This window comes from Clostridium sp. MCC353, from assembly GCF_018785315.1.
Classification (GTDB): Bacteria; Bacillota; Clostridia; order Lachnospirales; family Lachnospiraceae; genus CHH4-2.
In genome coordinates this window covers 21,610-34,183 of record NZ_WQPN01000170.1, presented here as the reverse complement: position 1 = coordinate 34,183, position 12,574 = coordinate 21,610, and the positions used below count along the sequence as shown (strand labels likewise).

Genomic DNA, 12,574 nt, shown 5'->3' with positions numbered 1-12,574 from the left:
TCAGCACCGCCGGATCCCCCTATGCCTGGCCCCTTCCAAAAATCCGGCCGTCTGCCCGTCCCCTCCTCCCGCTTTCCTGCGTACCTTTCACCAATCACCCCCCAATTTTACCTCCTCCCCCCCAAGCGAATGGATGCCAGGACGCAGTTTTTTATGATATCCCCAACAGCGAGCAATGCACAGAAAGCCAATACCGCCATCAGCACCAGCTGGCGGATTTTGTAGGAGGGGATGGTGGAAATGAGATAGGGAACCGATATGGATTCCAGTTCCTGGCTTGTCCAGGAGAGGTTTTGGGCCACTTGGGCTGTTAAACTATGGTAGAGGAAGGAATCAAACGGATCCAGCGTTCCTTTTAGTGTCACATTTTCAAGCACAGGCTGGGGAAGCTGGTTATCCTGGTTTTTCAAGAGGTAAAACTGGCAGCGTTTCTGGTTCAGCGTATAATAATAATGGCCTTTCAGCTTTCCATTATGCTGATAATCGAAACCGGTATAATAAAGAGTATCAGCGGTTAAGGTGATGTAAGGGGCATTTTTATCATAAAGCTCTTCCATGTGATCAGTCTGGTTTAACGGTCTGGGCGACAGATAGTTGCGGACAGGGATAGAGAGGAAAATGGCAGCGCAGATGAGCAGCAGAAGAATGGGAAGAACTAATCTCTTCAGCAGCAGTTTTCTTATGTTGGCTTTGTTGGGTGTTCTTTTCATGTATGATATCGTTCCTTTTTTCTTATAAGTATAAAGAATGTGAAAGCAATAATCAAGCACAACAATCAGGAGCGATTATTAGTTGCTTTTATAAGAAAAAATTGATATGATAATGTGGTTAAATCTTATGCTGTATGAAATGGCGGAATGAGGGAGCGTATGGATGCTTATACGAGCTTTGCTGCTGTTTACGATATGTTTATGGACAACATTCCTTATGAGGAGTGGTGTGAATATCTGACAGGGCTTTTAAAGGAATATGGAGTTGATAAGGGGCTGGTCCTGGATATGGGATGCGGAACCGGCAGCCTCACCGAACTTCTATCGGAGTCGGGTTATGACATGATCGGTATTGATAATTCGGAAGAAATGCTGGAAATTGCGCTTGAAAAAAAATCCGTATCCGGCAGGGACATTCTTTATCTTTTACAGGATATGAGGGAATTTGAACTCTATGGTACGGTAGCCGCGGCGGTGAGCATTTGTGATTCCATGAATTATATTCTCACATATGAGGATATGGTACAGGTGTTTAAACTTGTGAATAATTATCTTGATCCGGGCGGCATCTTCATCTTCGATTTAAATACGGAATATAAATACAGGGAAATCCTGGCGGATTCTACGATTGCGGAAAACCGGGAAGAGGGCAGCTTTATTTGGGATAACTATTATGATGAGGACGAACGGATTAACGAATATGACCTGACCCTTTTTGTCAAAGAGGGGGAGAATTTGTACCGGAAGTATGAAGAGGTCCATTATCAAAGAGCCTATGGACTGGATGAGGTCAAACAGGCATTAGAGGAGGCCGGGCTGGTATTTGTGGAATGCTATGATGCGTTTACTAAAGATGGGGTGCGGGAAGACAGCGAACGGGTCTATATAATTGCCAGAGAATCGGGAAAACAGGAGATAATATAAAAATAGAAAGAGAGCCGCTAAGATGCGGCGGAATGCGAGGAAAATATGTCAGATTATATCATCAGGGCAACGGCTGCGGACGGACAGATCCGCGCGTTTGCATCTACAACAAAGGAACTGGTAGAACAGGCCAGAGCACTTCATAATACGAGCCCAGTGGCTACGGCTGCCTTAGGACGGCTTTTGACGGCCGGTGGAATGATGGGGTCCATGATGAAAGGGAAGGATGACCTGCTCACTATTAAGATTCAGGGAGACGGGCCGATTGAAGGCCTGACGGTAACCGCTGATTCCCGGGGAAATGTGAAAGGCTATGCGTTTAATCCGTCTGTCATGCTGCCGCCCAATTCCAAGGGAAAACTGGATGTGGGAGGCGCCCTTGGGGTAGGCGTTTTAAGCGTGATTCAGGATATTGGGCTGAAAGAACCTTATGTGGGACAGACTATTTTGGTTACTGGCGAGATTGCGGAAGACCTGACCTACTACTATGCCACATCCGAGCAGACGCCGTCTTCCGTGGCTTTAGGAGTATTGATGAATAAGGACAATACTGTGAAGCAGGCCGGAGGATTTATTATCCAGTTAATGCCGGGAGCTTCTGAGGAAATCATTAGCGGGCTGGAGACAAAACTGGGCCAGGTTTCTTCCATCACGTCGCTGTTGGATGAGGGGAAAACGCCGGAGATGATTCTGGAGCAGATTCTGGGAGAATTTAAACTGGAAATTACGGAAAAGATGGATACCTGTTTTTACTGCAATTGCGAAAAACACAGGGTGGAAAAGGCGCTTATCAGCATAGGAAGAAATGAACTTTCACAGATGATCGAAGAAGGGAAAACAATTGAAGTGAACTGCCATTTCTGTAATAAAAACTATTCTTTTACCGTGGATGAGCTGAAGGAACTTCTGGCAAAGGCCACACATTAGGAGATACAAAAAGAGCCATCATGGGATGGCTCTTGCTTGTAATCACGTGCGGTATAACGAATTGCTTCATTCTATAAGTAATGAAAAAAGGTACACCGGCAGATGTTTAATGAAAGTTAAACATCAGATGATTATAATTTGGTTACGTTGGTAGCCTGTGGTCCTTTAGCGCCGTCAACAACGTCAAATTCTACTTCAGCGCCTTCTTCCAAGGATTTGAAGCCGTCCATATTCAGGCCTGAATAGTGAACGAATACATCATTACCGCTTTCGTCGGAAATAAATCCGTAACCCTTTTGGTTATTGAACCACTTAACTGTACCTTTACTCATGATGATACCTCCAAAAAATATAAAAAATAGTAGTGGTCTGCAGAATATCCTGCAACCTCCCTAAGAATATCATACAATTAAAAAGGTGTCAAATATTTTTCTGTTAAAAACTGAAAAATCTAATAAAATATGTAACAGTTCAGACGGCGGGAAAAGTGATAAAGAAAGCTGCGTCAAGCTGGCTTGTAAGCAGTTCTTTACCGGTTTTCACATGGGATGTTCATCGGATGCTTTCAGGCCGGCTTGTCCGGTCAAGGAGATGGGCCGTCTGGACCTCCGGTGATTCCGGCCCGGCTTTTTTCAGCCAGGAAGATGAAACGTCTGAACTGTAATTAAAATATAGTGTAAAAGAGGAAAACAGATGAAATTACAGAATATATGGAACCATTTCTTTACCATCACCCAGCATAAGTGTCTGGTTATGAAAAATTGTTTCCGGGTAGGGTTGTTTAAGCAGGGGCTGCTGCATGATTTATCAAAATACAGCCCCACGGAATTTTGGTCCGGGGTGAAGTATTATCAGGGAAACAGGAGCCCTAATGCGGCCGAAAGGGAAGTGCTGGGCTTTTCTAAAGCGTGGCTTCACCATAAAGGGCGGAATAAGCATCATTTTGAATACTGGATCGATTTTTCCACCAGGCTTCAGGACGGTCTGGTAGGCCATAAAATGCCGCTCAGATATGTGGTGGAGATGATGATGGACCGGATTGCCGCTTCCAAAGTCTATAAGGGGAAGGACTATACAAACAGTTCTCCATGGGAATATTACAGTTTTACAAGACCCTATATCGTGATAAATCCTGAAACGAGGGCGCTGCTTGAAAAGCTGCTTTTGATGTTAAAGGAGGAAGGGGAAGAGAAGACATTCGCTTATATCAGAAAACTGCTGAAACAAAAAGAGTATTAGAATCGGGAAAATGAATGAATATCCGGAAGACCTTAAAATATAAAGATTTTCCGGATATTTCTGTGTGTTCTAAACCATATGCCTATCCATAAATTGAGATGTTCCTGCATCACCCCAAAACATCACTTTGAAGGCTTGGAGAGAAGCTGTGAAATGATCTGGCGGAGATAAGTTTTAAATTTATCTTCCTCACGAAACAGTGATTCCTCATATTCGATATAGGTCACTTTTGATTTGTATTCGTTCTGGAGGTATGGCTCCCAAACCGGCTCAAACTGCGGCAGGAAACAGCCGTTCTTTTTCGTATAACAGGTTTTTGGGGTCGCCTTCGTCCTGGCGTCTTTGTCCACAAATTCCCCCACGCTTTTATGTATAGCCGTGTCTTCATAAATCAGATAATAATAATCTTTGTAATTTGGATAAAAATGTTTCAGGCAGCCGTCAAAAAGCCCGATGGATATCATGAGCAGATCTTCTTCGGCCCGGCAGGCAGCGCAGGTCAGCGAACGCTCGACGGGAACCGGAATCCGGCAGCGGCTTCTGCATGTGAGAAGAAGGGACCGGCGGGGATCGCCGTGGGCATCGGTAAATGATCCGACGATCTGGTTTTCCAGTTCAAATGAGTCTTCAAAAAAATCCGGATAGTTGAGGATTGGCAGTATTTGAGGCATCCCCTTCAGGTCATCCTCATTATGAAGGATTAAAAGCTGATAAAGATAATCATCATGGGAGCGTAAATATTCGTGATAGACTTCAATCAGCTGGCCGCCGTTATAGGTATCTTCCCGGCTTATACCCAAAAAGCATTCGATGGATTTCTGCTTCAGGCTGTCTAACTGGAGCAGATACCGGTAAGGTTTGATCTTTCTGTAAATATCAAAACTTTTAACCTGGGAGAAATCATAGGAAAGGCCATAGAAGTTACACCGTTTGAGCAGGTATGGAATGTCAAAACCATCGCCGTTAAAATGAACCAGGATTTTGTAATTCTTTAAAAACTTAAAAAAAGCGTGCAGAAGCTCCGGCTCTGATTCACGGGTGTCAGCGAACCACTGAATCAGATTCCAGGAATTATTTTTATAATAAGTACATCCAATTAAATACAGATTGGAATAATCGCCGGAAAAACCGGTGGTTTCAATATCAAAAAATAGCAGGTCGTCCAGACTGCCGATCCGGCTGAGCGGATAGGTATCGGGAAGTGAAATCTGTTTGTCAATCGTTATCATGGCATTCTCCTGTCAATATGCGGGCAAGTCCTGCCTGCATACACATTATAAAGGTGAAAAGGGGGAAAAGTCAACAGCCCGGATTTTCTTCGGGCTGTGAACAGCAACAGCATGCCGGGGCTGCCGGTGAGTGACCGCGGATAATAGCGGCCGTCAGCAGAAACAGAATATTTGTTCGGTATTGTTATTTACAAATGTCTCGGGGCTATGGTATGATATCGTCAGATATAACAAAGGAGATTTCATAGTGATTTCATATATAAAAGGACTGTTAGTTGAAACGTTTGAAGATACAATTGTAGTGGAGGCCGGCAATATTGGCTATAACATTCATGTTCCTCTGTCCCTTCTTGAAAGGCTTCCTAAAATTGGACATGAAGTGAAAGTATTCACCTATTTTCAGGTGAGAGAAGATGCCATGAGCCTGTACGGTTTTTTAAACCGACAGGATCTGGACATGTTTAAGCAGCTCATTGGCGTGAATGGAATCGGGCCAAAGGGGGCTCTGGGGGTATTGTCCACGCTCACCCCGGACAGCCTGCGGATGGCCATTATTTCAGGGGATGCCAAGGCCATATCCAAGGCGCCCGGAATTGGAATAAAAACAGCCCAAAGGGTGATTCTGGACTTGAAAGACAGAGTCCACATAGAAGATATGCTGCCTCAGGAGGCGGAGGCGGAAACGCTGAGCGGAGGAAATCTGGTGGGCCAGACCGGAAAAGAAGCGATGGAAGCGCTGGTTGCATTGGGCTATTCGGGAAGTGAGGCGGCTAAGGCGGTCAGACAAGTTGAGATTAAGGACGATATGTCGGTGGAAGATGTGCTGAAAGCCTCGTTGAAGCACCTGGCCTTTTTATAATAAGAATTACATATCTTATGCGCAATAAAACGCTTGGGCGTGGAGGTTATGATGGAGCGAAGAATTATTACTACAGAAGTTACGGAAGAAGAGAAAAAAATAGAACAAAACCTGCGTCCCCAGCTTCTGGATGATTATATTGGGCAGGAAAAGATTAAGTCTACCCTGAAGATTTATATACAGGCGGCCAAGTCCAGAGGGGATTCTCTGGATCATCTGCTGTTTTACGGGCCGCCGGGGCTGGGGAAAACCACATTGTCCGGGATTATCGCCAATGAGATGGGCGTTAACATGAAGATCACCTCCGGTCCGGCTATTGAAAAACCGGGGGAGATGGCAGCCATACTCAACAATCTTCAGGAGGGAGATGTGTTGTTTGTGGATGAGATCCACCGGCTGAACCGCCAGGTGGAAGAAGTCCTTTATCCGGCGATGGAAGACTTCGCCATAGATATTGTACTGGGAAAGGATGCGTCTGCACGGTCCATCCGCCTGGATCTGCCCCATTTTACCCTTGTGGGGGCGACGACCAGAGTCGGGCTTTTGACGGCTCCGCTGAGAGACCGTTTTGGTGTGGTGCAGAAGCTGGATTTCTATCTGCCGGAAGAATTGAAATCGATTGTCTGCCGTTCGGCCGGAGTGCTGGGCGTGGAGATTGAAGATTCCGGCGCTATGGAGATTGCGAAACGGTCCAGAGGGACGCCCCGTCTGGCAAACCGTCTGTTAAAGAGGGTCCGGGATTTCGCCCAGGTAAAGTATGATGGGGTAATCACCCGGGAGGTGGTTGATTTCGCGCTGGATATCCTGGATGTGGACCGCATTGGACTGGACAACAATGACCGCAGCATTCTGCTGACTATGATTCAGAAATTCGGAGGCGGCCCTGTGGGGCTGGATACCCTGGCTGCTTCACTTGGAGAGGATGCGGGAACCCTGGAAGATGTATATGAGCCCTATCTGCTGATGCAGGGGCTGATAAACCGCACTCCAAGAGGGCGTATGGCAACAGATCTTGCTTATGATCATCTTGGAATTGAACGGTAAGTGTGTTATACTGTGGAGGAACAGAGCGTCACGCCGTTTATAGGACAAGTTAAACTGTGGATGGCAGAACATAAGATAAAAGAGAATGAAAAAGAAAGCAGGGAGAAATTTATTATGGCTGCAAAACATTATGCAGAGGTTTTAATAGATGGAAAGATTTATACATTAGGCGGCATGGAGGAAGAGCATTACCTTCAGAAAGTGGCCAGTTATATCAATGAAAAGACATTGAGACTGAGACAGCAGGAGGGATTTTCCAAACAGAGCCAGGAATACCAGTCGGTGATGATTGCGCTGAATATTGCGGATGATTATTTTAAGGCCACTGACCAGGCGGCGGTTCTCGAAAAGCAGAACAATGAGATGGAAAAAGAGGTTTACAGCCTGAAACACGAGCTGATCACTACCCAGATGAAGCTGGAGGCCGCTCTCAGGCAGCTGGAGCAATTGGAACAGCCGGCAGGCCGGAAGAAGGCAGAGGAAGAAGCCGGGGGCACAAAGACAACTAAAAAGTAGGATACATAGGATGTCTCATATAATAATGGGGCATCTTTTATCTTCTGAATGAGAAAGGATTTTTGAGAATGGAGAAAAAACGTGTGGAAGTGCTCGCGCCGGCCGGTTCCTATGAGAGCCTGGTTGCTGCGGTCAATGCCGGTGCCGATGCCGTATACATCGGAGGAAGCCGTTTTGGCGCCCGCGCTTATGCGGATAATCCGGATGAAGATCTTTTGATAAAAGCTCTGGATTACGCCCATCTGCATGGCAGCAGCGTTTATATGACAGTGAATACACTGGTCCGCGATGACGAACTTAGTGATCTGGAGGAATATCTCACCCCTTATTATGAACATGGGCTGGATGCGGTAATTGTTCAGGATCTTGGCGTATTTTCGTATGTCAGAAGGCATTTCCCCGGTCTGCCCATTCATGCCAGCACCCAGATGACCATTACCGGGGTTTATGGAGCGAAAGTTTTGGCGGATATGGGCGCGGCCAGGATTGTGACGGCCAGGGAATTGTCTCTGGAGGAAATTTCTGAGATCCACAGCCAGGTGGATGTGGAAATCGAGAGCTTCGTACATGGGGCCCTCTGCTACTGTTATTCCGGCCAGTGCCTGTTCAGCAGCCTGATCGGCGGAAGGAGCGGAAACCGGGGGCGCTGTGCCCAGCCGTGCCGCCTTCCCTATGATGTATTAAAGGACGGAAAAAAACTGAACCGGGAGAATGAGAGGTATGTACTGAGCCTGAAAGATTTGTGCACCCTTGATCTGATTCCGGATTTAATAGAGGCCGGCGTCTATTCCATGAAGATTGAAGGCAGGATGAAGAGCCCCAGGTATACGGCCGGAGTGGTCAGCATTTACAGAAAGTATGTGGATCTCTATCTGGAAAAAGGCCGGGAAGGATACCGGGTAAAACCTGAGGATAAAAGAATGCTGCTGGATCTGTTCGACCGGGGCGGACAGACAGACGGTTATTATGAACAGCATAACGGGCGGGATATGATGGTATTAAAGGAAAAACCTTCTTTCCGGGAAGGGAACCAGAAGCTGTTCGATGATCTGGATACCGCCTACGTGAACAGACAGAAACAGGAACCGGTGAAAGGCTCTCTGATTCTGGAAACAGGACAGCCTTCTGTTTTGAAACTGGAATGCAAAACGGTTGAGGTTCAGGTGACGGGGAAGACGGTACAGGCAGCCCAGAAACAGCCTTTGACTGAGGAAAAAATTGTAAAACAGATGAAGAAAACGAGAAATACCCCCTTTTTCTTTGAAGATTTGTGCGTGGAGTTAAAAGGCAGTGTATTTATGCCTGTACAGGAATTGAATGAACTGCGCCGCTTGGGACTGGAACGGCTGGAAGGAGAAATTCTTGGGCGCTTTCTGAAGAATCCTTCCGTTTGCCCGAAAGAGCAGATGAGGGAGTTAGAGGACGGTTCTGCTTTAAGTTCTGCACCGGATCCGAAACTCCATGTCCTGCTTGAGAAAAAGGAACTGCTGGAGGCTGTTGTGAACATTGAGGAAGTCAGCGAGATTTTGATCGACAGCGGAGCATGGGACGGCCATGCCTGGAGCCGCGTGGTTTCTGAATGCCATCAATGGGGGAAAACGTGTTTTCTGGCCATGCCGTATATATTCAGAAAAGAAGCGGAAAGCTATTTCCTGAGATGGAAAGAAGAACTGCTGGGGGCAGGCTTTGACGGCATATTAGTCCGGTCGTTAGAAGAGACAGAATTTTTAAAGGAGAATGGAATCGAACTGCCATTGATTTTCGACTACAATCTGTACGCATATAACAAAGAAGCCAGGTCGGGCATGTTCCGCTTAGGGGCGGACAGGCTTACTCTGCCTGTGGAGCTGAACAGCCGGGAACTTGAGCGTCTGGGCTGTGGCGGCGGGGAATTGATTGTCTATGGTTCCATACCGATGATGGTGTCCGCACAGTGTATCAGAAAAACGATGAAAGGCTGCAGGAAAGAGCAGGAACTTCTGTATCTGAAAGACAGGATGGGAAAAGAGATGCCGGTCAGGAATATCTGTCCGTTCTGTTACAATATTTTTTATAACTCAACCCCATTGTCCCTGCTGGGAGATCATGACCTGATAAAAAGACTGGATCCGGGCGGAATCCGCCTGCAGTTTTCTGTGGAGGGCCCGGAAGAGATGAAGAAAATTATAAAGGCATTTGCAGATGTGTGGATTTACGGCAAATCTGCGGTTCTGCCCATGAAGGAATATACGAGAGGTCATTTTAAAAGAGGAGTAGAATAGTGATAAATCTGTTAATTGATGTTTCCAAATACCTTCTGATTCTGCTTATGGCAGTTTACACCTACTTAAATTTCCGGTATTTTGCCATACCGGATGAAAGAGGGAAATTCCGTATCTGCGGCGCACAGAACCGCATCATGTTTGTGCTGCATCTGCTGGCCAATACGGTGCTGTATTTGAAGACAGAAGATGAAGTGGTGATCATCTTTTATCTGGCCCAGCTGGTATTCTTTTTGTGCTATATTTATATATCCAGATTATTTTACCGCCATGTGTCCAGGCTGCTGGTGAACAATATGTGCATGCTTTTATGCGTCAGCTTTATCATGCTGACCCGTATTTCCATGGAACGGGCCCTGCGCCAGTTTGTTATTGTGGGGGTGTCTGCGGTTGTGACCATGATCATTCCCTTTGTGATGGACCGGGTGTGGCAGCTTTCCAGGATTCCGTGGGTTTACGGCGCTGTGGGGCTTATTCTGCTGGCTGTGGTGCTTTTGGTGGGAAACAGCAGTTTCGGGGCCCAGCTTTCCCTGGGCGTTGGGGTTTTATCCTTCCAGCCGTCGGAATTTGTGAAGATCAGTTTTGTGTTTTTTGTGGCAACCATGTTCTACCGGTCCCAGGATTTTAAAACCGTACTGGCGACTACGGTTGTGGCCGCCCTCCATGTGCTGATTCTGGTGGCGTCCAAGGATTTGGGAAGCGCGCTGATATTTTTTGTGACCTATCTGTTTATGCTGTTTGTGGCAACTTCCAACTGGTTTTATCTGCTGTCCGGCATGGCGGGCGGGTCTTTCGCGTCGGTATTGGCGTACCATTTGTTTTCCCATGTGAGGGTCAGGGTATCTGCCTGGATAAATCCATGGGCGGATATCGATAATAAAGGATATCAGATCACCCAGTCATTATTTGCCATCGGCACGGGGAGCTGGTTCGGCATGGGGCTTTATCAGGGAATGCCGAAAAAAATTCCCGTTGTGGAAAAGGACTTTGTGTTTGCGGCCATTTCGGAAGAGATGGGTGGGATCTTTGCGCTTTGCGTTATTTTGATCTGTCTTGGCTGTTTTCTACAGTTTATGATGATCGCAAACCGCATGCAGGCCGTGTTTTACAAGCTGATTGCCTTTGGACTTGGGATTGTATACATTGTGCAGGTGTTTTTGACCGTGGGAGGGGTGATCAAATTCATCCCTTCCACAGGAGTGACCCTTCCTCTTGTCAGCTATGGAGGAAGTTCAGTTCTGAGCACATTTATCTTGTTTCAGGTTATTCAGGGACTGTATATTTTAAAGCGGAATGAAGAGGATGAATATGAAGATGAAGAAGAAGCAGACTCCTAAGGCAAATCACAATATTTTAATCCTGACCTATGTGGTGGTTGCTGTATTTCTTGCAATGATCTGCTATTTTGTATATTTCCTGCAGTTTAAAAGTGAAGATGTGATAAACAATAGCTATAACGCGAGACTGGACAGTTTTGCCGACCGGATTGTCAGAGGGGAAATCCTGAGCAATGACGGCACGGTGCTGGCCCGGACGGATGTGGATGCCGATGGTAAGGAAAACAGGGTTTATCCATACGGTTCCCTGTTTGCCCATATTGTGGGCTATTCCAGCAAGGGAAAGACAGGGCTGGAAGCCCTGGGGAATTTCTATCTGCTGTCTTCCCACGTCAATTTAATTGAGCAGGCGGTGAATGAGCTGTCGGGAGTAAAGAATATTGGGGACAACATCGTGACAACGCTGGATGTGGAGCTGCAGCAGACTGCTTCGGCGGCATTGGGAGACAGAAAAGGCGCTGTGATTGTGATGGAGCCTGATACGGGGAAGATACTGGCTATGGTGTCCAAACCGGATTATGATCCCAATACTCTGGCGGCGGACTGGGATTATCTCATCTCTTCCGACAATACCGGCGGCCAGCTTCTGAACCGGGCGTCCCAGGGCCTGTACCCTCCGGGCTCCACATTTAAAATCGTGACGGCGCTGGAATATATCCGGGAAAATCCCGCAGGTTATAATGATTATACATTTAACTGTGACGGGTACTTTAAAATTGAAGATTATACGATCAAATGTTATCATGAAACGGCACATGGGCCGCAGAATTTCCAGCTGGCCTTTGCCAATTCCTGCAATGGGGCCTTTGCCAATCTGGGGCTGAATTTAAATCTGGGAAAATTAAAGGGCCTGACAGGGGAACTCCTGTTCAATTCCGAACTCCCGCTTTCGATCCCCTACAGCAAAAGTTCCTACGTGATGGGAGCCGGGGCGGATACCTGGAATATACTCCAGACTTCCATTGGGCAGGGACAGACCCAGGTGACCCCGATGCACAATGCGCTGATTACGGCTGCAATCGCCAATGGGGGAACGCTGATGAAGCCATATCTGATCGATCATGTGGAGAGTATCGGCGGGGAGGAAGTTAAGAAATTCATGCCGGCATCCTATGGCAATCTGATGAGCGCAGATGAGGCGGGAATCCTGACTTCTTTCATGAGATCCGTGGTGACGGAGGGAACCGGTTCCGGCGTGAGAACCGATGCTTATGCGGTGGCTGGAAAGACAGGGTCGGCTGAATTTGAGACCGGTAAGGAAACTCATGCATGGTTTACGGGCTTTGCTCCTGCGGACGATCCCCAGCTTGTGGTGACTGTTATCGTGGAAGAGGGCGGTTCCGGGGGGAAGGCGGCCGCGCCCATTGCCAGAAACATTTTTGATGTCTATTTTTCAAGGTGAGCTTAACCGCTGATAAAAGCAGCCGTTCAGACAGAAGCAGACTTGACGCCGCTTTTTTAACCGATTTTCCCGCCGTCTGAACTGTTATTAATAAAATAAAGTGATGTTTGTCAAAACAGGTGTATT

At 46.9% G+C, this 12,574-nt stretch carries 12 protein-coding genes; 9 read left to right on the top strand and 3 right to left on the bottom strand.

Annotated elements, in window-relative coordinates; translation table 11 throughout:
• Window positions 1-107: 107 nt before the first annotated feature.
• The gene (locus GPL15_RS25520; protein WP_215701493.1) at window positions 108-710 is read right to left on the bottom strand and encodes a hypothetical protein; all 603 of its coding nucleotides are present in this window, start codon (window positions 708-710) and stop codon (window positions 108-110) included.
• 159 nt (window positions 711-869) lie between these two features.
• Between GPL15_RS25520 and GPL15_RS25515 the strand changes: the two genes are divergently transcribed.
• A complete protein-coding gene (locus GPL15_RS25515; RefSeq protein WP_215701492.1) occupies window positions 870-1,634 on the top strand; it encodes a class I SAM-dependent methyltransferase in 765 nt (254 codons plus the stop codon).
• A 45-nt stretch (window positions 1,635-1,679) separates the two neighbouring features.
• Window positions 1,680-2,561, top strand: coding sequence for an Hsp33 family molecular chaperone HslO (gene hslO, locus GPL15_RS25510; protein WP_215701491.1), 882 nt, complete (start codon window positions 1,680-1,682; stop codon window positions 2,559-2,561).
• Between the two features lie 131 nt (window positions 2,562-2,692).
• Here the strand turns inward: hslO and GPL15_RS25505 are convergent, their stop codons facing one another.
• Window positions 2,693-2,893 carry a cold shock domain-containing protein gene (locus GPL15_RS25505; protein WP_215701490.1) on the bottom strand — a complete coding sequence of 67 codons (201 nt, stop codon included), beginning with the start codon at window positions 2,891-2,893 and terminating at the stop codon, window positions 2,693-2,695.
• A gap of 361 nt (window positions 2,894-3,254) precedes the next feature.
• Between GPL15_RS25505 and GPL15_RS25500 the strand changes: the two genes are divergently transcribed.
• Window positions 3,255-3,800 carry a DUF5662 family protein gene (locus tag GPL15_RS25500; RefSeq protein ID WP_215701489.1) on the top strand — a complete coding sequence of 182 codons (546 nt, stop codon included), beginning with the start codon at window positions 3,255-3,257 and terminating at the stop codon, window positions 3,798-3,800.
• Window positions 3,801-3,922: 122 nt separating this feature from the next.
• Here GPL15_RS25500 and GPL15_RS25495 read toward each other — a convergent pair whose 3' ends face one another.
• Window positions 3,923-5,029 (bottom strand): ribonuclease H-like domain-containing protein, encoded by a 1,107-nt coding sequence (locus GPL15_RS25495; RefSeq protein WP_215701488.1) that lies wholly within the window; start codon window positions 5,027-5,029, stop codon window positions 3,923-3,925.
• Between the two features lie 247 nt (window positions 5,030-5,276).
• Here GPL15_RS25495 and ruvA point away from each other — a divergent pair, with 247 nt between their 5' ends.
• The 6 genes from ruvA (at window position 5,277) to GPL15_RS25465 (ending at window position 12,448) form a co-directional block, all read left to right on the top strand.
• Entirely contained in the window at window positions 5,277-5,888 is a 612-nt protein-coding gene (gene ruvA / locus GPL15_RS25490; RefSeq protein ID WP_215701487.1) for a Holliday junction branch migration protein RuvA, read from the top strand.
• A gap of 51 nt (window positions 5,889-5,939) precedes the next feature.
• Complete coding sequence (gene ruvB / locus GPL15_RS25485) at window positions 5,940-6,932, top strand: Holliday junction branch migration DNA helicase RuvB (RefSeq protein ID WP_215701500.1); 993 nt, start codon at window positions 5,940-5,942, stop codon at window positions 6,930-6,932.
• Window positions 6,933-7,046: 114 nt separating this feature from the next.
• A complete protein-coding gene (locus tag GPL15_RS25480) occupies window positions 7,047-7,448 on the top strand; it encodes a cell division protein ZapA (RefSeq protein WP_215701486.1) in 402 nt (133 codons plus the stop codon).
• Window positions 7,449-7,516: 68 nt separating this feature from the next.
• On the top strand, window positions 7,517-9,709 hold the full coding sequence (locus tag GPL15_RS25475; protein WP_215701485.1) for a U32 family peptidase: 2,193 nt from the start codon (window positions 7,517-7,519) through the stop codon (window positions 9,707-9,709).
• Window positions 9,709-11,046, top strand: coding sequence for an FtsW/RodA/SpoVE family cell cycle protein (locus GPL15_RS25470; protein ID WP_215701484.1), 1,338 nt, complete (start codon window positions 9,709-9,711; stop codon window positions 11,044-11,046). The genes GPL15_RS25475 and GPL15_RS25470 overlap by 1 nt, the downstream gene beginning before the upstream one ends.
• The gene (locus tag GPL15_RS25465) at window positions 11,018-12,448 is read left to right on the top strand and encodes a penicillin-binding transpeptidase domain-containing protein (RefSeq protein ID WP_346345043.1); all 1,431 of its coding nucleotides are present in this window, start codon (window positions 11,018-11,020) and stop codon (window positions 12,446-12,448) included. The genes GPL15_RS25470 and GPL15_RS25465 overlap by 29 nt, the downstream gene beginning before the upstream one ends.
• Window positions 12,449-12,574: the final 126 nt, after the last annotated feature.